The organism is Blastococcus sp. SYSU DS0533 (assembly GCF_054050775.1).
Map to the genome: position 1 here is coordinate 63,303 of NZ_JBJGZZ010000017.1, position 24,873 is coordinate 88,175.

Consider the following 24,873-nt stretch of genomic DNA (forward strand, 5'->3'; position numbering starts at 1 on the left):
CGGGACGCGCGTACGCGGCGGCGTCGGTGGGCCCCGGTTCCGCTGGCGGGTCGTGCCGGGTGCTGCTCAGGGGGTGCCGCCCGGGGCGCCGAGCCCGCCGGGGCTGCCGACGGTGACCGTGCGCAGCACCGGAGGCGCCACCTCGGTCTGCTGCTGGGGCTGGACGGGGTCGGCCACGGGGGCGCGGCCGGTGTCGCCGGGCAGGGTGAGCGCGAGCGCCGTCACACCCGCGCCCAGGCCGACGATCGTCCCGGCGACCCCCCGGCGGAACCAGCGCGCACCCGCTGAGCCGCGGCGCCGGGCCCCCTCGGTGAGGTCGAGGGAGAAGGCACCCGAGCTCCCCGTGACGGTCAGCTCGCCGGCCGAGGCGCTCATGGCCCCGGGGCCGGCGGAACCCGGCACCTCGGCGGTGAAGGGGATGGCGCACAGCCGCGACATCAGGTCGCCGGGCATCGCCACGTCGGAGGAGTCGTGCAGGGCGTCCTTGGCCTCCCGCTGCGCGGCCACGGCCATCCGGCAGGAGGCGCAGCCGGCCAGGTGGCGCGCGGCCCGGCCGGCCGGGCCGGCGGAGAGCTCGCCGTCGACCAGCGCGGCGATCGCCTCCTGGGCCAGGTGGCTCTCCGGGATGCTCATGCCCCGACCTCCCCGGCGATACCCGGCCGGCGCGGGGCCAGGTGGGCCAGCGCCTCGCGCAGCTGCACCCGGCCGCGGTGGATGCGGCTGCGCACGGTACCGAGCTTGATCCCCAGCGTGGCGGCGATCTCCTCGTAGGTGAGCCCCTCGATGTCGCACAGGACGACGGCCACCCGGAACTCCGGCGAGAGGGCGTCGAGGGCGGCCTGCACCTGCGGGTCGAGGTGCGTGTCGGCGTAGACCTGCTCGGGGCTCGGGGCCCGGCCCGGCAGCCGCTCGGTGTCCTCGGGCAGGGCGTCGAACCGGATCCGCTGCCGGCGGCGGACCATGTCCAGGAAGAGGTTGGTGGTGATGCGGTGCAGCCAGCCCTCGAAGGTGCCGGGCGAGTAGTCGGCGAGCGAGCGGAACACCCGGACGAAGGTCTCCTGCGTCAGGTCCTCGGCGTCCTGCGGGTTGCCCGACAGGCGGTAGGCGAGCCGGTACACCCGGGCGGAGTGGTCCCGGACGACCTGCTCCCAGCTGGGTGCGACCCAGGCCTCCTGCTCCGCCGCGGCAGCGGCGGGCGTCGGGGTGGTGGCCTCGGGCACGCCACCAGGATCGCAGACGGGACCGCCCACGACCTCCCCGGAGTCGGCGGGTCGGGGCACGGCTCGCATCAGGCGCACGTCCTGATCAACGGGCGGTGGGCACACCCGTGTTCCCGCGCACCGTGACTCCCAGGAGACGCACAGGTGCGGCCGCGCGCACGGGCACGGGCCCCCGGGCCACTACCCTCGGCCGGTGATGAGCGCCGATCAGCCGCCGCCCGCGGGCGGCACCGACCCGGGCGCCGCCTACGCCGACCGCTTCGCCGCCGAGTCGCCAGAGATGGTGGCCGCCCGGCGCCGCGCGCACTTCCTCCCGGGCCCCACCCCGGTGGAGCCACCGGTGGGGGCCACGCTGGCCGTGCTGGCCGCCACGAGCGGCGCCCGCTCGGTGGTCTCGATCGGCAGCGGCGGCGGGCTGGCCGCGCTGTGGCTGCTGCGCGGGATGCGGCCCGACGGGGTGCTCACCGCGCTCGACGGCGACCCGGAGCAGTTGCGCGCCGCGCGCGCCGCGCTCGCCGAGGCCAAGGTGCCCGCCGGCCGGGCGCGGATGATCTTCGGCACGCCCGGCGAGGTCCTCCCCCGGCTCTCGCCCGGCGGCTACGACATGGTCTGCTGCGCCGGCCCGCCCCGCGAGTACTCCGAGCACCTCGCCGGGCTGCTCGCCCTGGTGCGGATCGGCGGCACGCTCACGTTCCACGGGCTGCTGGAGGGCGGCCGGGTCGCCGACCGCACCGCACGGGACCCGCAGTCGGTGGCCTGGCGCGAGATCGCCCGGACCATCCGCGACGACGAGACGCTGCTGCCCGCGGTCCTGCCGATCGGCACGGGCCTCCTGGTCGCGACCCGGCGCGGCTAACCAGCGCCCCGGAACGGCGCCGCCAGCACGGGGGACCAGGGCCCGCCGAGGTAGCGCCACAGGCCCAGCCCGCGGGCGCGCACCGTCCAGGGTGCGAAGCCGGCGAGCAGCCGTTCGTGCAGACCCCGGGCCACAGCGGGGTCCACCTTGTTCTGCACCGTGACGTGCGGCTGGAACCGCTGGCGGTCCTGGCGGGTCAGCCACGGGGCCCACCGGGCGGCCAGGTCGGCGTGCACCGCGGCCAGCTCGGCGGACCGGAGCTCGTAGGCCACCCCGCGGCCGAGCAACCGCAGCCCGACCACCGCCACGTCGAAGGCCCGCCGGTCGGCGGCCTCGAGGACGTCGCGCCGCACGGCCGCCAGGTCCTCCCCCGGCAGCGCGTGGAACAGCGTCACGTGCGCCTGGAGCCAGTTGCGCTCCGGCGGGAAGTGCTCGGCCCTCAACCGGTCGAACGCCGCCTGGTCCCCCTCGTCGAGCAGGAGGGTCACCACCAGGGGCGCCGGCCCCGCCGCCGCGGGCACCCCGTCCGCCGGCGCGGTCCGGTGCGGGCGCGGGCCGGGGTGGTGCTCGCTCACAGGTAGGCGCGGATGCCCTTGCCGAGAACCGTGATGCCGCCGGCGCTGACGTGGTAGCGCTCCCGGTCCAGCTCGTGGTCGACGCCGATCCGCCCCCCGGCCGGCACCACCACGTTCTTGTCGAGGATGGCCCGGCGGACGTGCGCTCCCTCGCCGATGTACGCGCCATCCATGATCACGCTGTCCTCGACCCGCGCGCCGCGCTCCACGCGCACTCCCGGGGAGACCACCGAGTTGTGCACCGAGCCGCCGCCGATGATGGCCCCGGCGCTCACCATCGACTCCTCGGCGCGCCCGCCGAGCACGAACTTCGCCGGCGGGCGTTGCGGCGGCAGCGTGTAGATCGGCCACCGGTCGTTGTAGAGGTTGAACACCGGCGACACCGACACGAGGTCCATGTGTGCGTCGTAGTACGAGTCGATCGTCCCGACATCGCGCCAGTAGCCCTGGTCGCGCTCGGTCGCCCCCGGCACCACGTTGGTGGAGAAGTCGTAGACCCACGCCTCCCCCGCCTCGGCGAGCATCGGCATGATCGAGCCACCCATGTCGTGCACCGAGTCGGCGTCCTCCGCGTCGGCGCGCAGCGCCTCCAGCAGGGCGTCGGTGGTGAAGACGTAGTTGCCCATGGAGGCGAAGCTCTCCTCGGGCGAGTCCGGCAGCCCCGGCGGGTCGGCGGGCTTCTCCAGGAAGCCCCGCACCTTCCCCTCGGCGTCGGAGTCGATGACGCCGAACTCCGTCGCGTCCCGCCGCGGCACCCGCAGCCCGGCGATGGTGACGCCCGCACCCGTCTGCAGGTGCTGGTCCACCATCTGGGCCGGGTCCATCCGGTACACGTGGTCGGCCCCGAAGACGACCACGACGTCCGGGCGATCGTCGTAGATCAGGTTCAGGCTCTGGAAGATCGCGTCCGCGCTGCCGGTGTACCAGCGCGGGCCGAGCCGCTGCTGGGCCGGGACCGGGGTGACGTAGTTGCCCAGCAGGCTGGACATCCGCCAGGTCTGGGTGATGTGCCGGTCGAGGCTGTGGCTCTTGTACTGGGTGAGGACGGCGATGTGCCGGATGTCGCCGTTGACGAGGTTGGAGAGCACGAAGTCGACGAGCCGGTAGTTGCCCCCGAAGGGGACGGCCGGCTTCGCGCGGTCCTGGGTCAGCGGAGCCAGCCGCTTCCCCTCACCGCCCGCCAGGACGATGCCGAGAACCCGAGGACCGCCGCGCATGTCCGCAACGTAGCCGCTGGGCCGCTGTCCCGCCGCACGCGCCCCCACACCCCGGTCCGAACGGGTGACCCGCCGGCAGGCACCCCTCTCGAGCCGGTGACCGGATGGAACGGCCTCGTCCAGGGGCCCGCCCTGGGCCTGCGAAGGGTGGGGAGGACGAGGTCCTTCTAGGGTGTCGCCGTGCGCATCGGGATCGTCACGCGAGAGTGGCCGCCGGACGTCTACGGCGGCGCGGGGGTTCACGTCGAGCACCTGGTGGCGGCCCTGCGCGCGCTGCCGGGCGGGAAGGGCGTCGACGTCGACGTCCACTGCTTCGGCGGAGAGCGCCCGGACGCGACCGCCCACGCCGTCCCCGCCACGCTCGCCGGCGCCAACGGAGCGCTGCAGGCGGTGGGGGTCGACGTCGGCATCGCCGCCGCGCTCACCGACGTCGACCTGGTGCACAGCCACACCTGGTACGCCAACACCGCCGGCCTGCTCGCCTCGCTGGTGCACGGCGTCCCCCACGTGGTGACGGCGCACTCGCTGGAGCCGCGGCGGCCGTGGAAGGCCGAACAGCTCGGTGGTGGCTACCGGCTGTCCTCGTGGGCCGAGCGCACCGCCTACCTTGCTGCGGACGCGGTCGTCGCCGTGAGCTCGGGCATGCGCGAGGACGTGCTGGCCGTCTACCCCGAGCTGGACCCGGCCCGGGTGCACGTGGTCCGCAACGGCGTCGACGCGCAGGCCTACCGGCCGGTGCACGCGCCCGACGTCGTCCGCCGGCTCGGCGTGGACCCCGACCGGCCGTACGCGCTCTTCGTCGGGCGGATCACCCGGCAGAAGGGGCTGGCGCACCTGCTGGCCGCGGCCGACCAGCTGCCGGCGGACGCGGGTCTGGTGCTCTGCGCGGGTGCCGCCGACACCCCGGCCGAGCGCCAGCAGGTCGCCGACGCGGTCGCCGACCTCCAGACCCGCCGCGACGGCGTGGTGTGGATCGAGGAGATGCTGCCGCGCGAGCAGCTCGTCCCGCTGATCACGGGCGCGACGGTGTTCGTCTGCCCGTCGGTCTACGAGCCGCTGGGCATCGTGAACCTCGAGGCCGCCGCCTGCGGCACCGCCGTCGTGGCCAGCGCGGTCGGCGGCATCCCGGAGGTCGTCGACGACGGCCGCACCGGCCTGCTGGTGCCCTACGACGAGACGGACCCGGCCGGGTTCGCCGCCGGTCTGGCCGCCCGGACGGGTGAGCTGCTGGCCGATCCGGCCCGCGCCGCCGCCATGGGCGCCGCGGGCCGCGAGCGGGTCGTCGCGGACTTCGGCTGGGGGGCGATCGCCCAGCAGACCGTGGACGTCTACGCGCAGGTCATCGCCGCGCGCAGCTGACCTGGACGGAGGCGGGGATGAGAGGCCCCTCACATTGGGGGCACGCACTCCCCACCCCTCGGCTGTCCGCCACCCCCCGGCGCGTCGAGACTCTCCGCATGGTCCCGCCCCCGCCGGAGGGGCGCCGGGACCTCCTACCCAGGAGACCGCATGCAACTCCGCACCGACTCCCCGCCGGGCCCCTCGCCGCCCTGACCCGGTCCGAGGCCGCCCCGGCGCGGCCGTCCCCCTGCCGCCCGCCCACACCCCCGGGTGCGCCGCCCCGGCAGGGACTTCGTCGCCCCTGCCGCGTCCCCGCAGCGGACCGCCGCCCGGTCGGGTCCGACCACTCCGCGACCGCCCGCAGCACGGGGGCACGCCGGAGCCCGGTTGGCGCCCATGCGATGGGGAAAGCACACTGCCACCCGGCCACCACCCACTGCCGCGCCGCGCCGGAACAACCGGTGCCCCCGGCCGCCGCCTCAGAACAGGGGTGCACGTGATCCGCCTGCTCATCGCCGACGACCACACGGGAGTCCGGCTCGCACTGATGGACCTCTTCGAGTCCACCACCGACATCGCGGTGGTGGCCGCCTGCTCCGACGGGGACGAGGTCCTGCCGGCCGCGCGGTCGACCCGCCCGCACGTCGCCCTCCTGGACCACGTGATGCCCCGGATGACCGGGTTGGAGGCCGCCGCGCAGCTGCGCGAGGAGTGCCCCGACGTCAAGATCGTCCTGCTGACCGGCACGGTCGGTACCGGCCTGATGGCGGAGGCCAGGGCGCTCGGTGCGGCCGGCTTCCTCGCCAAGGGGGAGGACTCCGACGCCCTCACCGACCACATCCGCACCGTCGCCGAGGGGGGCAGCGCCTGGCCCGAGAGGGCGGCCTGCGGAGGGCCTCGCTCCTGAGGACGGGCGCGAGTTCGCGCCTCTCAGGCTGAAACGCAGCGCAGTGCGGCGGCGACTCAGCGCGAGGGCGCGACGGTGATCAAGCCCACAGGGTGAGGACCAAGGTCCCGGTACGGGCCTTTGCCGTATCACAAGGGCCTGGCCATCCGCATACTCCCGTCAACGGAGAGTCTCCCTCCCGGGAGGCCACGGCAACTGGGGAGTCGACCGTGCCGCTCACGGCCTTGTCCGACCGTCCTGCCCGCGTCGACGCGGCACGCATCCTGGTCGTCGACGACCACCGCACCTTCGCCGAACTGCTCGCCGGGGCCCTGCGATCGGCGGGCATGGAGCCGATCGGCACCGCCACCTCCGCCGCCCAGGCCGTCGCCATGGCGCGGGACCTGCGCCCCGACATCGTGATCATGGACATCGAGATGCCGCGGCAGGACGGGCTGACCGCCACCCGCCAGATCCGGGAGGTGGCGCCCGCGACCATCGTCGCGGTCGTCACCGGCCACTGCGACCCCACCTGGGTGGTCCGCGCCGCCCAGGCCGGCGCCTCGGCCTACATCCCGAAGAACGGTTCGCTGGACGAGATGATCGACGTCCTCTCCCGCGTCCGGCTGGGGCAGATGCTGGTCGCGCCGTCCGCCTTCACCGGTGGCGGCCAGTCGGCGCCCGCCGTCCGCGCCGCCGCTCCTCCGGTGCTCACCCGGCGGGAGAAGGAGGTGCTGGACTGCCTGGGCCGCGGCATGCAGGTCAAGGGGATCGCCCGGCTGCTGGGCATCACCGTCGAGACGTGCCGGGGCTACGTCAAGTCCCTGCACACCAAGCTCGGCGTCCGGTCGCAGCTGGAGGCCGTGATCAAGGCCCAGGAGGTCGGGCTCCTGCCGGCCTCCCGCGAGCGCTGAACGCGGAGGATGACCGCTGAGGACCCGTACCACCGAGCGTGGTACCGCCGCCGACCCGCATCGCGGATCGGACGGGAACTGACCTTCTTCTCCGTCGCCGCCATCCTGGCGCTCGTCGCCGTGTCGACCGCCACCGTGCTCATCAGCGAGCGCATCGCCCGGTCGAACGCCCTGGACGAGGTGGAGCGGACCACGAGACGGATCTCGACCGTGGCGCTCGGGCCCCTGGTCCCGGGCTACCTGAACGGCACGGTGGCCGACCGGATCGAGTTCGAACGCGCCGTCGCCAACCGCCTCCGGGACCCCTCGATCGACTCGGTCGTCGTCTGGGACGACCAGGGCCGGGTCATCTACTCCAGCGAGCGCGAGCTGATCGGCGTGCAGGAACCGCTGAGCGACGAACTGCGTGCCGCGCTCGCCGGCAGCGTGGTCGCCGAGATCGACGACACACCCGACGCGAGCTACGAGGGGACGCCGGCCGGCCCGGCCCTGGAGGTCTACGCCCCGCTGTCGGACAGCGGCGCCAACCTGGTGCTCGAGATCTACTACGACTACGCCGTGATCGACCGGCAGGCCTCCCGCCTGCGCGGGGAGATCCTGCCGATGGCGCTGGGCGGTCTCGTGCTGCTGCAGGCGGTCCAGTTCCCCATCGCCGCGTCCCTGGCCAGGCGGGTCCGGCGGAACGATGCCGAGCGCGCCGCCCTCGCCGACGCCGCCCTCGAATCGTCCGAGCGCGAGCGCCGGGCCATCGCCGCCGACCTGCACGACGGACCCGTCCAGGACCTGGCCGGCGTCAGCTACGCCCTCAGCGCGCTGCGCAAGAGCGTCCCCGAGGAGCGGCAGGCCATGGTGGACCGGCTGGCGGGCGTGGTGCGGACCGCCGTCGCCTCGCTGCGCCGCGTCATGCTCGACGTCTACCCCCCGGACCTCTCGGCCGACGGGCTCCCGCGGGCCCTGGACGACCTGGCCCTCCCGCTGCAGGAGCAGGGCCTGACCGTCGACGTGCGGACCGGTCCGCTGCCGCCGCTGGGCCCCCAGCAGGCCGCGACCCTCTACCGCTCCGCCAAGGAGACGCTGGCCAACGTGGTGCACCACGCCCAGGCCTCCTGCGTCTGGGTGACGCTGGAGGCGGAGGGCTCCGGGCGGCAGACGACGGTCCGGCTCGAGGTGGCCGACGACGGCGTGGGCTTCGGCCCGGACCACCGCGGCAGCCCCGAGGGGCACCTGGGGCTGAAGCTGATGGCCGACCGCGTCGCCGCGTTGGGCGGCCGGCTGGAGATCGGCGAACGACCGGGCGGCGGGGCCTGCATCGCCGTCCACCTGCCCGTCGACCACGTGGGGTGACGCACCCGTCCGCCCGGATCCCGGGACCCCCCGGATCGGGGGTCTCCCGATGCCCCAGGGCGCGGCTGCCGACCGCAGGGGGCCGCGGGGCACCGTGGCCCCACCGCGCGGACAGCGGCGGTGGACGGGAGCAGCCGGCATGGACGTCACCGGGCACGGGCGCCGTGGCTGAGCGCTCCCCACGCCCGGTAGGCCGGCACGCGGCGCCGCGCGCCCCGGTCCGGGGACGCTCCTCCCTGGGGGTCCGCCTCGGCGCCGGCTTCCTGGTCTGCCTCGTGCTCTCCGTGCTGGGGCTGTTCCCGGTCCAGCTGGTGCGGGTCTCGTCCGGGAGCATGGCGCCGACGATGGACGTGGGCGACCTGGCGCTGGTCCTCCGGTGGCCGGTGTCGGTGGACCGCTGGGACGTCGTGGTCGCGGACCCGCAGCACCCGGGCAGTGCCCCGCTGGTCAAGCGGGTCGTGGCGTTCGGCGGGGAGTCCGTCGCCGTGGAGGACGGCGTCCTGGTGGTGGACGGCGCGGCCGTCTGCGAGCCCTGGAGCGATCCGGAGCGCCAGGACGGCGTGTGGTTCGGGCCGGTCCGCGTGCCCGAGGGGTCGGTGTTCCTGCTCGGCGACGAGCGCGAGGGGTCCATCGACTCCCGCGCCTTCGGACCGGTCGACGAGTCGCGGCTCCGCGGGGTGGTCCTCGCCACGGCCTGGCCGCACCCGCGGACGGTGCCGACCGCGCCCTGCTGACCCGTCCGGCCCCGCGTTCGGACGGCCGGGGCCGCCGGCGCTGGTACCTTTCTGCCCGCCGGCTCGTGCGCCGGCGGTGCAGCGGCAGTGAAGTCCGGTGGGAACCCGGCGCTGTCCCGCAACTGTGAAGGCCTCTCCCCGCGGCCGAGCCAGATCGCCTGTCCTGCGCCGTGCATCCGACCCTCGCGGCAGGGGTCGCGCATCGAGCGTCGGGCCAGCTCGGGCGACGACGCTCGCCGCCTCCCGTGGAGGCCCTCTTGCCCGGCACTTCCCCCCGCGCTCCGCGGTCGACCACGCCCGCCCCCGGGCGGCGCTCCACCGCCCTCGTCGGCCTGCTGGCCGCTCCCCTCCTCGTCCTGACCGCCTGCGGCGGGTCGTCCGGCACGGCCGCCGGGGAGCCGGCCGCGTCGTCGGCCGCGGGCGGCTTCCCGGTGACGGTCACCGCCGACAACGGCGAGGTGACCCTCGAGCAGCGCCCCGAGGACATCGTGTCCATGTCCGCCACGGCGACGGAGATGCTCTTCGCCATCGGCGCCGGTGACCAGGTCGAGGCCGCCGACGACAACTCCAACTACCCGGCGGGAGCCCCGACGACGGAGCTGTCGGCGTTCACCCCGAACGCCGAGGCCATCGCCGGGTACGACCCCGACCTGGTGGTGCTCAGCAACGACACCAACGGGATCGTCGACGCCCTGGAGACCCTCGACGTGCCGGTGCTGCTGCTCGAGGCCGCCGAGGACCTCGACGACACGTACGCGCAGATCGAGCTGCTCGGCGAGGCCACCGGCCACCCGGAGGAGGCCGACGAGGTCGTGGCCGACGTGCGCGACCGCATCCAGGCCGCCGTGGACTCCGTCCCCGCCGACGCCGCCGGCCGGCGGGTGTTCCACGAGCTCGGCCCGGAGCTCTACTCCGCGGACAGCAGCACGTTCATCGGCAGCATCTACAGCATGTTCGGGCTGGAGAACATCGCCGACGGCGCGGCGGACGCCAGCGGTGGGTACCCGCAGCTGTCGGCCGAGTACGTCGTCGACCAGGCACCGGAGATCATCGTGCTGGCCGACACCAGGTGCTGCGGCCAGAGCGCGGAGACGGTGGCCCAGCGGCCGGGGTTCGGCAGCGTCCCGGCGGTCGTCGACGGCCGGGTCGTGGAGGCCGACGACGACGTCGCGTCCCGCTGGGGCCCGCGCGTCGCGGACTTCGCCGAGACCGTCGCCGAGGCCCTGCAGGGCTGAGGGCCTCCCCCGGCATGAGCACCGCAGCCCCCGGCACCCGGCCCGGCCGCACCCCGGCCGGCCCGGGTGCCGTGCGGTCGCGGCGCTCGGCGTTCCTCGCCGGCACCGGCACGGCCGTCGCCCTGGTGGCGGCGGTCCTGGCCGGGGTGTGGGTCGGCGCGGTGCCGCTGCCACCGGGCGCGGTCGTCGCCACCCTGCTCGACCGCGCACTGACGCCGCTCGGCCTCGACGTCCCGGGTGCCCTGGAGGGGACCCGCGCGGCGGTCCTGCTGGAGCTGCGCCTGCCGCGCGTGGCGCTCGCGGTGCTGGTGGGCGCCGGGCTGGCGGTCTCCGGTGCCGCCTACCAGGGTGTGTTCCGGAACCCGCTCGCCGACCCCTACCTGCTCGGTGCCGCGGCCGGAGCCGGCCTCGGCGCGACGCTGGTGATCGCCTACGCGCCCGGCCAGCAGGTCGGCCCGGTCGGGGTCGTGCCGCTGGCCGCCTTCGTCGGCGCGCTCGTCGGGGTGGGCTGCGCCCTCGCCCTCGGGCACGTGGCCGGCGGCTCGCAGAGCGCATCGCTGCTCCTCGCCGGCATCGCCGTCGCCGCGTTCCTGGCGGCGGCGCAGACGCTGGTGCAGCAGCAGAACACCGACGACCTGCGCGAGATCTACGGCTGGCTGCTGGGGCACCTGGGCGGCGCCCAGTGGTCCGACGTGGGCCTGGTGCTGCCCTACCTCGGGGTGGCGGTGGGCACGCTGCTGGTGTGCGCCCGTCCGCTGGACGTGCTTGCCGTGGGTGACGATGAGGCACGTTCGCTCGGTGTGCACCCCGGCCGGCTGCGGCTCCTGGTGGTGGTGGCCGCCTCGCTCGCGACCGCCTCCGCCGTCGCGGTCAGCGGGCTGATCGGCTTCGTCGGCCTGGTCGTGCCGCACATCGTGCGGCGGCTGGTCGGGGCCGCGAACGCCCGGGTCCTCCCGGTGTCCCTGCTGGCGGGCGGAGCGTTCCTCGTGCTCGCCGACCTGCTGGCCCGCACCGTCCTCTCCCCCGCGGAGCTGCCCCTCGGGGTCGTGACCGCGTTCGTCGGCGCCCCGTTCTTCGCCGGCCTGCTGTGGGCGGGGGCGCGGCGACGATGAGCGGACGAGCTCCCGCACAGCAGCCGGGCGGCGGCGCGCGGGTGGAGGTGGTCGGCCTGGATGCCGGCTACGGACGGCGTCCGGTGCTCTCCGCCGTCCGCTTCACCGTGGCCGCCGGCGGCTGGCTGGGCGTCATCGGCCCCAACGGGTCGGGCAAGTCCACGCTGCTGCGCTCGGTGCTGGGCCTGCACCCGCACGGGGGGCAGGTGCGCATCGACGGCCTGCCGCTGGCCGGCATGCCGCGGCGCGACCGCGCCCGGCTGCTCGCCTACGCCCCGCAGCTGCCGGTGCTGCCCGAGGGCGTCAGCACGCGGGACTACGTCCTGCTGGGGCGCACCCCGCACCGCCCCCTGCTGGCCGCACCGCGCCGGGTCGACCGCGAGGTGGTCGACGACGTGATGGGCCGGCTGGAGCTCGAGGGGCTGGCCGACCGAGCCGTCGTCACCCTCTCCGGCGGGGAGCAGCAGCGCGCCGTCCTCGCCCGGGCGCTGGCCCAGCAGCCGCGGGTGCTCCTGCTCGACGAGCCGACCGCCGCGCTCGACCTCGGCCACGCCCAGCAGGTGCTCGACCTGCTCGACCGCCTGCGGCGGCAGGACGGGCTCACCGTGGTGAGCACGCTGCACGACCTCACCCTCGCCGGGCAGTACGCCGACCGGCTGACGCTCCTCGCCGAGGGCCGGGTGGTCGCCGAGGGCAGCCCGGAGGAGGTGCTCACCGCCGCGGTGCTGTCGGAGCACTACGGCGCCCGTGCGCGCATCGTCCCGGGGCCGCACGGCCCGGCCGTCCTCCCGGTGCGCGGAGCCTGAACCGGTCGGGTCCCCGCCGCTCCGGCGACGGGGAGGTGCGAGTTCGCCTGCCGGCAGTAGCGCTCTGCCCCGCTGGTGCGGGCAGATCGCTACTCGCCCAGGAGCACCGATCGGGTCGCGGCAGCACTCGCCCGCGGGTCAGCGCGCCGCCCGGAAGCGCACCACGTCCCCGGGCCGCAGCTGCGCGGCCAGCGGCTGGTCCGCGGTGACGACGACGGCGAGCACCGGGTAGCCGCCGGTGACCGGGTGGTCGGCCAGGAACAGCACCGGGGCACCGTCGGGCGGCACCTGGAGGGCACCGGGCACCAAGCCCTCGCTGGCCAGCTCGTCGTCGCGGGTTCGCGCGAGCCCGGGCCCGGCCAGCCGCAGGCCCACCCGGTCGCTGTCGCGTCCGACCGCCCAGGGCTCCACGAGCAGGGCCGGCCACGCGGCGTCGTGGAACCAGTCGCGTCGAGGGCCGGGCAGGACCCGCAGCACCGGCCGCTGCGGCGGCGCGGCCACCGGGGCGACGTCGACGACCGGCTCCTCCCCTGCCAGCCCGCCGACCGGCAGCCGTACCCCCGCGGCCAGCGCGGCCGGGCCGAGGCCGGACAGCGTGTCGGTGCTGCGCGACCCCAGCACCGGCGGGACGTCGATGCCGCCGCGCACCGCGAGGTAGCTGCGCAGCCCCGCCCGCGGTGTGCCCAGCCCCAGCAGCGCGCCGGGTCGCAACGTCGTGGGCGCGGCGAACGGGGCCGGCCGCCCGTCGACCACCACGGGCACCGGCGCACCGGTCACCGCCACCAGGAGGGTGCGCTCGGCGCGCACCCGCAGCCCCCCGGCCGTCGCCTCGAGCACCGCGGCGGCCGGGTCGTTGCCCACGAGCCGGTTGGCCAGCGCCGCCGCCGGGCGGTCGGCGGCGCCCGAGCGCGGCACCCCGATCGAGGCCCAGCCGGCCCGGCCGGCGTCCTGCACCGTGGCGAACGGGCCGGGCGTGAGCACCGTCAGCACTCAGCCCACCGCCCGGAAGCGGACCGCCCGGCCGGGCGCGAGGAGCGCCGGTGGGTCGCGGTCGACGTCGAAGAGCACCGCGTCGGTGCGCCCGACCAGCTGCCACCCGCCGGGAGACGCCCGGGGGTAGACGCCGGCGTAGGGGCCGGCCAGGGCCACCGATCCGGCCGGCACCCGGGTGCGCGGGGTGGCCCGGCGCGGCACGTGCAGGCCCTCCGGCAGCCCGGTCAGGTAGCCGAAGCCGGGGGCGAATCCGCCGAACGCCACGGTGAGCGCAGCGCCGGTCAGCGCGATGACGACGTCCTCCTCCGACCGGCGGGTGCGGTGGGCGACCTCGGCCAGGTCGGGCCCGTCGAACACCACCGGCAGCACCACGGGCTCGGGCGCCGCTCCCCCGTCCGGAGCGGTGGGCGCCAGCCCGCGCAGCGCGGCCAGGTCCCGGTCGGTCACCGGCCGGTCGAGCAGGACCAGGACGGTGCGCGCGGCGGGCACCAGGTCGACCTGCCCGGTCAGCGGGGCGGCAGCCAGCGCGGCGCGCAGGCCCGGCACGTCGGCCGGGTCGGCGGCCTCCACGAGCACCGCGCGGTCGCCGTAGGCGGTCACGCGGTGGCCGCCCTCGCTGCCCGTCACCGCACCATGATCGGGCACCGGCGCCCGCCCCGGCCCGCCGGATCACGGGCCAGGTGGAATGCTGGCCGGTCGTGACCTCACCGTCGGCGGCCCCGGACCCCCTGCGGTCCCTCCTGCGGTCGTCGCACCACCTCCCCGCCGACCAGCTCGGCACCGCTGTCTCGCGGCACGCGGTGGGTCTGGGCGCCCGCGCCGCCGTCGTCTACCTCGCCGACTACGAGCAGCTCTCCCTGGTCCCGCTGGCTGGTACCGGCGTCCCGCCGCGCAACCGGCTCACCGTCGACGGGTCGGTCGGCGGGCTGGCCTTCCGCCGGGTGGAGGTGACCCGCTCCCCGGGCCACGACGACGTCTCGGTGCGCCTGTGGCTCCCGCTCCTCGACGGGGCCGAGCGCGTCGGCGTCCTGGAGCTGGTGTTCGACGCCGATCCCCCGGCGGAGCAGGACGACGAGCGCCGGGCCTTCGCCGCGCTCGTCGCCGAGCTCTGCGTCACCCGGGACGCCTACAGCGACGTCTTCGCCCGGCTGCGCCGCACCCGCCCGATGAGCGTGGCCGCCGAGATCCAGTGGGAGCTCGTCCCGCCGCTGACGTTCGGCACCGAGCGGATCGTCATCTCCGCTGCCCTGGAGCCGTGCTACGACATCGGCGGGGACACCTTCGACTACGCCGTGAGCGGCCCGGTCGCCGATCTGATGGTCCTCGACGCCGTGGGCCACGGCCTGCCCGCGGCGCTGCTGGCCACGGTCGCCGTCGGCGCCTACCGGTCGGCCCGCCGGCAGGGAGGGTCCCTCCCCGGGACGTCGGCGGCGATGAACGCGGCGATCGCCGGGCAGTTCTCCGGCAGCCAGTTCGCCACCGCGCTGCTGACCCGCCTCGACCTGGAGTCCGGCCGGCTGTCCTGGGTCAACGCCGGGCACGGCGTCCCGCTGGTCGTGCGCGACGGGGTCCTCCTGCCCGCGCACCCGTGCCGTCCGGCCCTCCCGCTCGGGCTCCAGCAGGGCCCCGCGCACACCTGCGAACTCCAGCTCCGCCCGGGCGACCGGGTGCTCCTGCACACCGACGGCATCACCGAGGCGCGCTCGCCGGCAGGGGAGTTCTTCGGAGAGGAACGCCTCGCGGACTTCGTCGTCCGGGCGGAGACGGCCGGCGAACCCCCGCCGGAGACGCTCCGCCGGCTGATGCGCAGCGTGATGGAGCACCAGGCCGGCCGGCTGCAGGACGACGCCACGATCGTGCTGGTGGAGTGGCGGACCGGACGCGAGGAGCAGCTGGCGCTGTGACACCGGAGCACTCGTCGCCGGCAGCGGACGCCGGGGGCGCCACGGCAGCCGGCGCATCCCCGCCCGTCGTCGACGCCCGCTCCAGACTCTCCCGGCGGCCGGTCGTCGGGCACGCCAGCCCGCTGCACGGCGTCGGGGTGCTGTCGCTACCCGCGCTCGGGGCCGTGGGTCGACGGCGCCGGGCGGTGGAGACGGCCGTCGGCCTCGTCCAGGTCAACCGCCCCTGGCGGCTGGCGGTCCGGCTGTCCCGCACGCTGACCGCGGCGATCGCCGCCGGGGCGTTCACGCCGGCGACCCCGGACATCTGGCGGCTGGTCGATGCCTTCGGGGCGTGGCGGCTGGCGCTGGTCGCGGTCGGGTCGGTCGTCGCGATCGCCGGCACGCTCGTCGTGGGAGCGCAGCTGTGGGAACGCCCCGGAACCGGCGGGTGCGCGAGCAGGTCGCGCTGTTCGACGCCGCCACCGTGGTGACGGTGGTCATCGGGCGTGCTGTCGCTGTACCCCGCGCTGCTCGTGCTGGCCCTCTCGGCGGGCTGCTGCTGGTCGTCGAGCCGCTCGTCGCCGAGGGGCTGGGGCACCCCGCGGAGCTGTCGGACCACCTGGAGCGGCCTGGCTGACCTGCTCGCCGGCGACCGTCGGAGGCGGCCCACACCTACCGGCCCGGGACGGCGCCGGACGACGCATCGCGGGATGTGGATCGCGGTCCGCGGGCGGACAATCGGGCGTGACCATCGGAGGGCGGTTCGAGGCGGCGCTCGCCCGGCAGTCCGACCCCGCCCTGGCCGGACCCGAGGCGCTCCCGCAGCGGCTGAGCCGGGCCTCCGCCGACCTGCTCGGGGTCGACGGCGTCGGCCTGACCCTGGTCGACGGCAGCGGCCGGCGGATACCGCTGGGCGCGAGCGGCCCGGATGCCGCGAGCGCCGAGCGCATGCAGTTCACCGCCGGCGACGGACCCTGCGCGGCCGCCGAGGTCACCGGCCAGCCGGTGTTCGCCGTCGAGGAGGACCTCCGGCGGCGGTGGCCGCTCTTCGCCGACCTGCTGCTGGCCGGCACGGACTTCCGCGCCGTCGTCGCCCTCCCTTTCCGCCCGGGGCCCGCCGGGCCGGGCGCGCTCGACCTGTTCTTCACCCGGCCGGCCGACGTCGCCGCGCTCGACGTGTTCGAGGCGGTCGCGGTGGGTGAGCTGGTGACGTCGTCGCTCAGCGACGCGGCGGTGTGGTCGACGTGGACGCCCGCGGAGGGACCGGAGTGGCTGCAGGGACCGTCACCGCGGCTGCGGGCGGCGGTCTGGGAGGCGGTGGGCAAGCTGAGCGTCGCCCTCGACGTCGAGCCGGCGCAGGGGCTGGCCCTGCTCCGCGCCGACGCGTGGTCGTCGGGTCGCTCGGTGGACGCCGTCGCCGCGGACCTGCTCGACGGCCGCCGGTCGATGGAGGACCTGCGGCCCGGCGGCTGACCGGTCACCCGGTGAACGGCCCGACCCGCAGCCCGGCCGCCTCCAGCGCCGTCCGCACCGATCGCGCGAGGTGCACCGCGCCCGGGGTGTCCCCGTGCACGCACACCGAGGCCACCTCGACCCGCACCACGCTGCCGTCGACGGCGACCACGGTGCCCTCGGCGGCCATGCGCACCGCCCGCTCGGCCACCGCCTTTGGGTCGTGCACCAGCGCCCCGGCCGACCCCCGCGGCACGAGCGTCCCGTCCGGGGCGTAGCCGCGGTCGGCGAAACCCTCCGCCACGACCGGCAACCCCGCGTCCGCCGCCGCGCGCAGCAGGAGCGAGCCGGGCAGGCCGAGGACGGGCAGCCCCGCATCGTAGGCGGCGACCGCCTCGACCACGGCGCGTGCCTGCGCCGCGTGGTGCACCACGGCGTTGTAGAGGGCGCCGTGCGGCTTGACGTAGGTGACCCGGCCCCCGCTCGCCCGGGCCACTCCGTCGAGCGCGGCGAGCTGGTACAGGACGTCGGCGGCGAGCTCGTCCGGCGCCGCGTCGACGAACCGCCGGCCGAACCCGGCGAGGTCCCGGTAGGACACCTGGGCGCCGATCGCCACCCCGGCGGCGACGGCCGCGGCGCAGACGCGGCGCATCGTCACCGGGTCGCCCGCGTGGAAGCCGCAGGCCACGTTGGCGCTGGTCACGACCTCCAGCAGCGCGTCGTCGTCGCCCAGGCACCACACACCGAAGCCCTCGCCGAGGTCGGCGTTGAGGTCGATGCGCGGGGCGCCGGGTGCGGTCACGCGGGCAGTCTCGCACCGGAATGGCGACCGCCCCGCCGGCGCTGTACCGGGCATGGGAGCCGCCGAGCCGCTCACGCTCTTCGACGTCGAGCCGCCGCCGGCGCCGATGCCGCCCAACCACCTGCTGCAGGTTCGCCGCGTCTACGCCGAGCCGGCGGCCCTGGGCTCCCCGCGCGGGCGGCAGGTGCTGGCCCGCTTCCCCGGCGCCGAGGTGGTCGAGGTGCCGTCGCACTGGCGGATCCCCGAGCTGCACGGAAACGCCGGCAACGTCGAGCGCTGGGTCCGGGTGAAGACCGAGACGCTGGTCCTGGGTGTCCGCAAGGGGCTGGTCACCCGGCCCAACGGCCGCTCGGCCGACTTCATCGCCCCCGGCCTCGCCAACGGTTGCGCGATGTCCTGCGCCTACTGCTACGTGCCCCGGCGCAAGGGCTTCGCGAACCCCATCACGGTCTTCACCAACATCGACCAGATCACCGGGCACCTGCGCCGGCACGTGGCCCGCCAGGGGCCCAAGACCGTGCCCGACCAGTGCGACCCGGCCAGCTGGGTCTACGACATCGGCGAGAACAGCGACTGCTCGGTCGACGCGCTGGTCAGCGACAACGTCGCCGACCTGGTGGCCACCTTCCGCGACCTGCCGACGGCGAAGGCCTCCTTCGCCACCAAGTTCGTCAACCGGCAGCTCCTCGACCTCGACCCGCGCGGGCGGACCCGGGTCCGCTTCTCCGTCATGCCCGACGACGACGCGCGGGTGCTCGACGTGCGCACCAGCCGGGTGGCCGAGCGCATCGCCGCCGTCGACGACTTCGTCGCGGCCGGGTACGAGGTGCACCTCAACCTCTCCCCGGTCGTCCTCCGCGAGGGCTGGGAGCAGGCGTGGGGGCAGCTGCTGCGCCGGCTGGACGACGAGCTCGGCACCGCGGCCAAGACGCAGGCCGCCGCCGAGGTGATCATGCTGACCCACAACGAGGCCCTGCACGAGGTGAACCTCGGCTGGCACCCCACCGCGGAGCAGCTGCTGTGGCGCCCCGACCTGCAGGAGCCCAAGCGCAGCCAGAACGGGCAGGACAACGTGCGCTACCGCGCCGGGGTCAAGCGGGAGGCCGTCGCGCGGCTGCGCGAGCTCGTCGCCCAGGAGGCGCCGTGGCTGCGCATCCGGTATGCCTTCTGATGACAACATGTCGCGGTGTCGACATGCCCACATGTCGACGATCCGTGGCGAGGCGCTCACCGCGCGTGTGAGAGGCTGCTGGCCGGTGGCGGGAAGCAGCGGCCCGTCGGGGATCTCGTGCTCGAAGGGGAACCATGCCCGGGACAGGTCCGACGCTGCCTGCGGACGCCCTCCTGGCCGCGATGGCGGACACCGTGATCGTCGCCGACGACGAGGGGCGCATCGCCTACGCGAGCCCGTCGATCAGGAGCTTGCTGGGGCACGAGCCGGCCGCAGTCACCGGCCGCCCGCTGCAGCTCCTGATGCCCGAACGACTGCGCCACGGCCACACCGAGGGCTTCTCGCGGTACCGCGAGACGGGCGAAGGGAAGCTCGTCGGTGCGACCACGCGGGTGCCTGCGTTGCACGCGGCCGGGCACGAGGTGCCGGTGGACCTGACGCTGTCCCGCCTGACGCCGACCGCGGGCGACGGGACGGACGCCCTCGTGGTCGCCGTCCTCCGGGACGCCAGCACCACCATCCTGCTGGAGCGACAGTTCGCGGTGAGCCGCTACCTGGCCGCGACGCTGCGGGTGACGGCGGCGCTGACGGAGGCCCCCGACGCCGACGTCGCGTTCCAGCAGCTGCTCCCGACGCTGTGCACCGAGCTGGACTGGGACGCCGCCCAGCTCTGGCAGCCCGACGCCGACGGCACCCGGCTGGTGCACGCGGGCACCTGGACCGCGCCGGGCGCGGCCGTGCCCGCGCTCGAGGCCGACGCCGCCCGGCGCTCCTTCCGGCGGGGCGAGGGGATGCCCGGTGACGCCTGGGCGCGGCGCGCGCCGATCACCGTCGAGGACTTCCTCGACGAGGCTGGAGTCATCCGGGTCCAGGCAGCCAAGGACGACGGGCTGCGCACCGGCGTGGCCTTCCCCGTGCTCAGCGGGGACTCGTTGCTCGCCGTCTGCGAGCTCTTCTCCACCATGCAGCGGCCGGTGCCGCCCGAGCTCATCGACGTGCTCGCCAACGCCGGCCGGCAGATCGGCCAGTTCCTCGCGCGGCTCCGCGCGGAGTCGGTGGTCCGCGAGCTGGCCGACACGCTGCAGCGCAGCCTCCTCCCCTCCCACCTGCCATCCATCCCGGGCATCCGGCTGGCCGCGCGCTACCGGGCAGGAGGCGAGTCCGCGCTCGTCGGCGGCGACACCTACGACGTGATGCCGCTGCCCGACGGGCGGTGGATGGTGCTGATCGCCGACGTGTGCGGCACCGGCGCCGAGGCCGCCGCTGTCACCGCGGTCACCCGGCACACCGCCCGCGCCGCCGCCACCGGCAGCCCGGCGGAGATCCTGCGCGCCGTCAACGCCGCGCTGCTCCACGAGCAGGGCACAGCGCCGCTGCGCTTCGTCACCGCCTGCTGCCTGGTCCTGCGGCCGACCGCGCAGGGTGCCCGTCTCCGCCTGAGCGTGGCCGGTCACCCGTTGCCGCTGGTGACCGGACCGCACGGCGACGCACGCGCGATCGGGACCGCCGGCCACCCGCTCGGCATCGACGCCGACCTGGAGTTGGCCGAGACCGCCCTCGAGCTGCCGCCCGGGACCACCCTCGTCCTCTACACCGACGGCGTCACCGAGGCCCGCGACCACGCCGGCCGCCAGTTCGGCGAGGACGCGCTGCTGCGGGTGGTCGCCGGAGCGCCCGTCGCCGACGCCGAGGCCGTCGTGGCGGCGGTGTCGGCCGCGGTGGAGGAGCAGTTGGCCGGCTCCGGTCACGAGCCGGACGACCTGGCCGTGCTGGCGCTCTCCGTCCCACGCTGAAACCGGTCCGCGCGGCGGGCGCTGGCTACGGTGGGCCGGTGGCGCGCGTGGTGGTCGTGGGAGCCGGGCTCGGCGGCCTCGCCACCGCGGCGCGGCTGGCGGCCCTGGGCCACGCCGTCACCCTCGTGGAGCAGGCCGCCGGCGTCGGCGGGAAGCTCGGCCGGTTCACCCGCGACGGGCACGTCTTCGACACCGGGCCGAGCCTGGTCACCCTGCCGCAGGTGTACCGGGACCTGTTCGCCGCGACCGGCGGCCGGCTCGAGGACGCCGTCGACCTGGTCCGGCTGGACCCCGCCGTCGGCTACCGGTTCGCCGACGGCACCCGGCTCACCGTGCCCGGCCACGCCGACGCGGTCCCGGCCGCGCTCGACGACGCCCTGGGCGCCGGCGCCGGCGCGCAGTGGGCCGGGCTCATGGAGCGGGCGGCGGCGATGTGGCGGATCAGCGACGGGCCGTTCCTGCGCACCCCGCTGGCCGGTGCGACGACGCTGGCCCGGCTGGCCCGCCGCCCGGCCGACGTCGCCGCGATCGCGCCCTGGCAGTCGCTGCGCGCTTTCGGCCGCCAGCACCTGCGGCACCCGCACCTGCGCACCCTGCTGGACCGCTACGCGACCTACTCCGGCTCCGATCCGCGGCGCGCGCCGGCGGTGCTGGCGAGCGTCCCGTACGCCGAGCAGGCCTTCGGTTCCTGGTACGTGGCCGGCGGGCTGCACCGGCTCGGGCTGGCGGTGCTGGACCGGGCGCTCGCGCACGGTGCGGCGCTGCGCACCGGGTGCGCCGTCCGTCGGGTCCTCGTGACCGGTGGCCGGGTGGCCGGCGTGGAGCTGGCCGACGGCGAGCGGCTGGCGGCTGACGTCGTCGTCTCGGGCGTCGACGCGGCGGCGCTACACACCCGGCTGCTCGAGCCGGACCGGCGGACGCGACGGGTCCGGCGCGACCTGGCCCGGGCCACGCCGTCGCTCTCGGGGTTCGTGCTGCTCCTGGCGCTCCGCGGCCGCACCCCCGGGCTGGACCACCACACCGTGCTCTTCCCCCGGGACTACGACGCGGAGTTCGACGCCGTGTTCGGCACCGGCCGCCACCCGGGCCGGCCCTGCCCCGTCGCCGACCCCACCGTCTACGTCAGCGCGCCCGACGACCCCGCCCTCGTGCCCGACGCGGACAGCGAGTCGTGGTTCGTGCTCGTGAACGCGCCCCGCCACGACCCGGCGCACGGGGTGGACTGGGACACCCCGGGGCTGGCCGAGGGCTACGCCGACCGGGTGCTGGACGTCATGGCCAGGCGCGGGCTCGACGTCCGGGACCGGCTGCGCTGGCGCGTGGTGCGCACGCCGGCCGACCTCGCGCGCGACACCGGCAGCGTCGGCGGGTCGATCTACGGCAGCTCCAGCAACGGCTCGCGTGCGGCGTTCCTGCGCCCCGGCAACGCCTCCCGCGTCCCCGGGCTGTTCCTGGTCGGCGGATCGGCGCACCCCGGCGGCGGGCTGCCCCTGGTCGGGCTGTCCGCCGAGATCGTCGCCGGGCTCGTCGGACCCGCCTGAGGACCTGCGGTCAGGCAGGGCGGACCGCCGCCACGGCGACGAGCGGTGCCCCCGGCGCGATCCGACGCGGCTCCCGCGGCCGGAGGCCGGCATCGAGCAACCCGGTCGTGAGGTCGTCGACCGACGGCAGCGCCATGCCCCCCTCCTGCGCCCGGAGCAGCAGGTCGAAGTGCCGGCTGAACAGCTGCGGCGTCGCCACCGTGGTGACCACCAGCAGGGTGCCGCCCGGTGCGAGCCGGGCGGCCACGCCGGCGAGCAGCGCCGCCCGCTCCTCGCGTGGGACGTAGTAGACGACGTTCGCCAGCAGGGCGAGGTCGAACGGACGGTCCCCCGCGAGCCGCCGGACGTCGTCCTGCACGATCGTCGCCCGCCCCGCCAGGCCGCGCTGCTCGAGCGTCCGCCGGGCGAGCGCCGCGGCGTCGGCGTCCACGTCCACCCCGACCCCCTCCGCCCGGGGTGCCGCGTCCAGCACCGTGGCCAGCTGCAACCCCGCGCCGCAGCCGACGTCGAGCACCCGCCGCGGGGAGACCGCGGCCACCACCTCCCGCAGGACGTCGTCGACGAACGGCTCGAAGGCCGCCGAGATGCGGGCGATGACCGCGCCCTGCTCGACGACGTCCCGCCGCCGTGGCCCGCCCGCCAGGAGCTCCCCCAGGTCGCGGTAGAGCCCGGTGTGGAAGCCGGCGAACGCCTCGTAGGAGGCCCGGACCAGGTCGTCGCCGACCACGGCCCGGCCGGCGTCCGGCAGCTCCCAGCGGGCGGCGTCCCCCCGGACCAGCCCGGCCGCGGCCAGCACCGCCAGGAAGGCGCCGAGCAACTCCTGGTCTGCCGTCCCGAGGCGGCGGGCGAGTTCCGGCGTGCCCGCCGGCGCGGTCGCGACCGCGTCGAGCACCCCGGTGGCCAGCCCGGCCGCCGCCAGGTGCAGCCGGACGGCCGCCTGCCCGTCACGCGTGGCGCGCAGGCGGGCACGGGCGTTGCCGGTCCGCAGGACGGTCAGCAGGGTCCGTGCGCTGAACAGCTGGGGCATGGGACCTCCCACCGGTGCGCCGGGCACCACTGTGGCGCGCCGGCGCGGCGGGCACCAGCACTCCCGGCGCCGGTCAGCCGCGAGCGGCGCCGTAGCCGAGCAGCGCGGCCAGCCCGAGGGCGCTGCGCGGCTGGTAGGCCGCGCGCCACAGCCCGCCGTGCGCCGCCTCGTACGCCTCGTCCTGCCACGGGTGCTCCTGGGCCGGGCCGCCGCCGGTGTGCAGGTCGTGCACCAGCAGCGCGGCCATGAGCACGTTCGAGGTGGCCGGCTCGAAGATCTCCACACCGAACCGGTGCGCGCCGGCGTAGGCCGCGGCCAGCGCCCGGTTCTTCACCACCGACCGGGTGCGCGTGGGCGGGGCGACGTTCATGGAGACCGTGCTGCCCGCCGCGCGCGCGGCCGTGGCCCGCCACCGCTGAAGCCGCTTGGCCAGCGCGTAGTTGGGCCCCTGCTGGGCCACCAGGCTGTCGGCGACACCCGGGTCGGTGCCGGGCACGTAGGCGCGCTGCAGCAGCCGGCCGCCCGAGACCGTCCGCAGCGGGCGACCCAGCAGCTTCGCCGTGCGGGTGCGCCGCGCGTACGCCTCGACCGACTGCGCCACCGCGTCGGCGGGGACGGCGAAGACGTCGGTCGGGGTCGCGAGGAACGCCAGGGCGAGGTCCGGCCGCTCCCCTGTCAGGCGAACGGTGAGCACGTCCACCGCCGTCGAGACCCGTACGTTGGTGGCCCCGTCGGCGTAGACGTAGTTGCCGAGGACGAGGTCCCCCGGCAGCCCCGCCGCCCAGTCGGCGACCGCCGGCACCTCGGCGATCAGGTCCGCCCCGGCGCGCGCCGGGTCGAGCTGCGCGTCCGGCTCCGCCGTCGGGACCAGCAGGGTGCCCGCGCCCCCCCGCGCGATGTCGAGGACCCGCTCCCAGAGCGGTGCACGGGGCAGGTCCACGCCGGCGACGCGGGCCCCCCAGCGCAGCAGCGCGGTCAGCGGCCCCATCTCCGCACCGGCGCCCAGCACGACGACGGTCCGGCCCGGCAGCGACAGCCACTCCGGGTGCGCGGCCACCGCGCGCACCGCCTCCGCGCAGGAGGGCTCCACGACCCCGCCGGCCACCCAGTCGTCCAGCCGGCGCAGCAGCGCGTCCCCCCGCAGCCGCCCGCCCCGGAACGGCAGCGACAACTCCCGCTCGGGTTCGGCGATGCCGGTCACCTCGACCGCGCGCAGCGCGCGGCCGGCGGGCGCAGTGGTCAGCGCCGAGACGCCGGTTCCCCCCCCGGGCCCGGCGACCCGCATGCGCGCGTGCAGGGAGGTCAGCCCGGCGTCCGCGATGGACCGCGCCGCGTCGGGCGAGGGCAGGCCGGCCTCGACCAGCCGGCGGAAGTGCGTCAGGTAGCCCGCCCGCCAGTTGGTCTCCCGCTCGGCGGCCAGCGCACCCGCGGGGTCGACGGGGCGCAGCGAGTCCGCGACGACGGCCCGGCCCAGGGCCGCCGTGCTCCGCCGGCCGTCGGCCCCCGCGGGGAACACGATCCCCTGGTCCTCGCTCATGCCCGCTCCTCCACCCGCCCAGCTTCCCGCGCCCCTCCGGGAGGGGCCAGCGCAGGTCCGGGCCACCCTCCCGAGCGGATCGCCCCGAGCACCACCGGGTCGAGGACGTCCCCCCTTGGCCATGGGGCGAGGCGGACGACGTGGACCGGCGCTTCCCCGCCCGCGTCCGGGGCACCGTCCTCGACGTCGGTTGCGGGCGGGGGCGGCTGGCCGCGGACATCGCCCGCCGCGGGGTGCACGCCCTGGGCTGGACATCTCGCCGACGGCGCTGGAGCTGGCCCACCGCTCGGGCGCGACGGCGATCCGCCGGTCGGTCCTCTCACTCGTCGTCGCCGGGGGCCTGTGGGGCACCACGCTGCTGGCCGACGGGAACATCGGCATAGGCGGGGACCCCACAGAACGACCCGGCCCCGGCCGACGGCGAGTTCGCCGTC

The 24,873-nt window shown here is 76.4% G+C and carries 25 protein-coding genes; 16 read left to right on the plus strand and 9 right to left on the minus strand.

Annotation, left to right across the window (positions count from 1 at the left end; translation table 11 throughout):
• Positions 1-66: 66 nt before the first annotated feature.
• Together ACI79W_RS17245 and sigE are read right to left on the minus strand one after the other, a co-directional pair.
• Positions 67-633, minus strand: coding sequence for an anti-sigma factor family protein (locus ACI79W_RS17245; RefSeq protein ID WP_456563312.1), 567 nt, complete (start codon positions 631-633; stop codon positions 67-69).
• On the minus strand, positions 630-1,220 hold the full coding sequence (gene sigE / locus ACI79W_RS17250) for an RNA polymerase sigma factor SigE (RefSeq protein WP_456563313.1): 591 nt from the start codon (positions 1,218-1,220) through the stop codon (positions 630-632). The genes ACI79W_RS17245 and sigE overlap by 4 nt, the downstream gene beginning before the upstream one ends.
• Before the next feature lie 196 nt (positions 1,221-1,416).
• Between sigE and ACI79W_RS17255 the strand changes: the two genes are divergently transcribed.
• Complete coding sequence (locus ACI79W_RS17255; protein ID WP_456563314.1) at positions 1,417-2,076, plus strand: O-methyltransferase; 660 nt, start codon at positions 1,417-1,419, stop codon at positions 2,074-2,076.
• On the opposite strand, the gene ACI79W_RS17260 is transcribed toward ACI79W_RS17255, so the two are convergent.
• Positions 2,073-2,651, minus strand: coding sequence for a 2'-5' RNA ligase family protein (locus ACI79W_RS17260; RefSeq protein WP_456563315.1), 579 nt, complete (start codon positions 2,649-2,651; stop codon positions 2,073-2,075). The two genes, ACI79W_RS17255 and ACI79W_RS17260, sit on opposite strands and share 4 nt — an antisense overlap.
• Positions 2,648-3,868: a glucose-1-phosphate adenylyltransferase gene (gene glgC, locus ACI79W_RS17265; RefSeq protein WP_456563316.1), complete on the minus strand. Its 1,221-nt coding sequence runs from the start codon at positions 3,866-3,868 to the stop codon at positions 2,648-2,650. Before glgC ends, ACI79W_RS17260 begins: the two co-directional genes overlap by 4 nt.
• Before the next feature lie 180 nt (positions 3,869-4,048).
• On the opposite strand from glgC, the gene glgA reads away from it, so the two are divergent.
• From glgA to ACI79W_RS17305, 8 genes are all read left to right on the plus strand, one after another.
• Entirely contained in the window at positions 4,049-5,227 is a 1,179-nt protein-coding gene (gene glgA, locus ACI79W_RS17270) for a glycogen synthase (RefSeq protein WP_456563317.1), read from the plus strand.
• A 478-nt stretch (positions 5,228-5,705) separates the two neighbouring features.
• A complete protein-coding gene (locus ACI79W_RS17275; RefSeq protein ID WP_456563318.1) occupies positions 5,706-6,116 on the plus strand; it encodes a response regulator in 411 nt (136 codons plus the stop codon).
• A gap of 209 nt (positions 6,117-6,325) precedes the next feature.
• Positions 6,326-7,009, plus strand: a complete 684-nt coding sequence (locus ACI79W_RS17280; RefSeq protein ID WP_456563319.1) for a response regulator transcription factor — start codon at positions 6,326-6,328, stop codon at positions 7,007-7,009.
• Positions 7,010-7,018: 9 nt separating this feature from the next.
• On the plus strand, positions 7,019-8,353 hold the full coding sequence (locus ACI79W_RS17285; protein WP_456563320.1) for a sensor histidine kinase: 1,335 nt from the start codon (positions 7,019-7,021) through the stop codon (positions 8,351-8,353).
• 164 nt (positions 8,354-8,517) lie between these two features.
• A complete protein-coding gene (gene lepB / locus ACI79W_RS17290) occupies positions 8,518-9,087 on the plus strand; it encodes a signal peptidase I (RefSeq protein WP_456563321.1) in 570 nt (189 codons plus the stop codon).
• Positions 9,088-9,344: 257 nt separating this feature from the next.
• Positions 9,345-10,322, plus strand: coding sequence for an ABC transporter substrate-binding protein (locus ACI79W_RS17295; protein WP_456563322.1), 978 nt, complete (start codon positions 9,345-9,347; stop codon positions 10,320-10,322).
• A 14-nt stretch (positions 10,323-10,336) separates the two neighbouring features.
• Entirely contained in the window at positions 10,337-11,434 is a 1,098-nt protein-coding gene (locus tag ACI79W_RS17300; RefSeq protein WP_456563323.1) for a FecCD family ABC transporter permease, read from the plus strand.
• Complete coding sequence (locus ACI79W_RS17305; protein WP_456563324.1) at positions 11,431-12,240, plus strand: ABC transporter ATP-binding protein; 810 nt, start codon at positions 11,431-11,433, stop codon at positions 12,238-12,240. Before ACI79W_RS17300 ends, ACI79W_RS17305 begins: the two co-directional genes overlap by 4 nt.
• 138 nt (positions 12,241-12,378) lie before the next feature.
• On the opposite strand, the gene ACI79W_RS17310 is transcribed toward ACI79W_RS17305, so the two are convergent.
• Together ACI79W_RS17310 and ACI79W_RS17315 are read right to left on the minus strand one after the other, a co-directional pair.
• Positions 12,379-13,230 (minus strand): 5-oxoprolinase subunit C family protein, encoded by an 852-nt coding sequence (locus ACI79W_RS17310; protein WP_456563325.1) that lies wholly within the window; start codon positions 13,228-13,230, stop codon positions 12,379-12,381.
• Positions 13,231-13,860, minus strand: a complete 630-nt coding sequence (locus tag ACI79W_RS17315) for a 5-oxoprolinase subunit B family protein (RefSeq protein ID WP_456563326.1) — start codon at positions 13,858-13,860, stop codon at positions 13,231-13,233. It abuts the gene before it with no gap.
• 71 nt (positions 13,861-13,931) lie between these two features.
• Here ACI79W_RS17315 and ACI79W_RS17320 point away from each other — a divergent pair, with 71 nt between their 5' ends.
• The 4 genes from ACI79W_RS17320 to ACI79W_RS17335 all read left to right on the plus strand — a co-directional run bounded on the left by ACI79W_RS17320 (position 13,932) and on the right by ACI79W_RS17335 (position 16,589).
• On the plus strand, positions 13,932-15,137 hold the full coding sequence (locus tag ACI79W_RS17320) for a PP2C family protein-serine/threonine phosphatase (RefSeq protein ID WP_456563327.1): 1,206 nt from the start codon (positions 13,932-13,934) through the stop codon (positions 15,135-15,137).
• Positions 15,134-15,607 (plus strand): hypothetical protein, encoded by a 474-nt coding sequence (locus ACI79W_RS17325; RefSeq protein WP_456563328.1) that lies wholly within the window; start codon positions 15,134-15,136, stop codon positions 15,605-15,607. The genes ACI79W_RS17320 and ACI79W_RS17325 overlap by 4 nt, the downstream gene beginning before the upstream one ends.
• Positions 15,565-15,753: a hypothetical protein gene (locus ACI79W_RS17330; RefSeq protein ID WP_456563329.1), complete on the plus strand. Its 189-nt coding sequence runs from the start codon at positions 15,565-15,567 to the stop codon at positions 15,751-15,753. Before ACI79W_RS17325 ends, ACI79W_RS17330 begins: the two co-directional genes overlap by 43 nt.
• Positions 15,754-15,860: 107 nt before the next feature.
• Entirely contained in the window at positions 15,861-16,589 is a 729-nt protein-coding gene (locus tag ACI79W_RS17335) for a GAF domain-containing protein (protein ID WP_456563330.1), read from the plus strand.
• 4 nt (positions 16,590-16,593) lie between these two features.
• Here ACI79W_RS17335 and ACI79W_RS17340 read toward each other — a convergent pair whose 3' ends face one another.
• The gene (locus ACI79W_RS17340; protein ID WP_456563331.1) at positions 16,594-17,370 is read right to left on the minus strand and encodes a LamB/YcsF family protein; all 777 of its coding nucleotides are present in this window, start codon (positions 17,368-17,370) and stop codon (positions 16,594-16,596) included.
• A gap of 52 nt (positions 17,371-17,422) precedes the next feature.
• On the opposite strand from ACI79W_RS17340, the gene ACI79W_RS17345 reads away from it, so the two are divergent.
• The 3 genes from ACI79W_RS17345 to ACI79W_RS17355 all read left to right on the plus strand — a co-directional run bounded on the left by ACI79W_RS17345 (position 17,423) and on the right by ACI79W_RS17355 (position 21,875).
• Positions 17,423-18,541 carry a spore photoproduct lyase family protein gene (locus ACI79W_RS17345; RefSeq protein ID WP_456563332.1) on the plus strand — a complete coding sequence of 373 codons (1,119 nt, stop codon included), beginning with the start codon at positions 17,423-17,425 and terminating at the stop codon, positions 18,539-18,541.
• Positions 18,542-18,675: 134 nt separating this feature from the next.
• Positions 18,676-20,334 (plus strand): SpoIIE family protein phosphatase, encoded by a 1,659-nt coding sequence (locus ACI79W_RS17350; RefSeq protein ID WP_456563333.1) that lies wholly within the window; start codon positions 18,676-18,678, stop codon positions 20,332-20,334.
• 38 nt (positions 20,335-20,372) lie between these two features.
• A complete protein-coding gene (locus tag ACI79W_RS17355; RefSeq protein ID WP_456563334.1) occupies positions 20,373-21,875 on the plus strand; it encodes a phytoene desaturase family protein in 1,503 nt (500 codons plus the stop codon).
• Between the two features lie 10 nt (positions 21,876-21,885).
• Here ACI79W_RS17355 and ACI79W_RS17360 read toward each other — a convergent pair whose 3' ends face one another.
• Both ACI79W_RS17360 and ACI79W_RS17365 read right to left on the minus strand, forming a co-directional pair.
• A complete protein-coding gene (locus ACI79W_RS17360; RefSeq protein ID WP_456563338.1) occupies positions 21,886-22,836 on the minus strand; it encodes an SAM-dependent methyltransferase in 951 nt (316 codons plus the stop codon).
• A gap of 139 nt (positions 22,837-22,975) precedes the next feature.
• The gene (locus ACI79W_RS17365) at positions 22,976-24,439 is read right to left on the minus strand and encodes a hypothetical protein (protein ID WP_456563335.1); all 1,464 of its coding nucleotides are present in this window, start codon (positions 24,437-24,439) and stop codon (positions 22,976-22,978) included.
• Positions 24,440-24,873 lie beyond the last annotated feature (434 nt).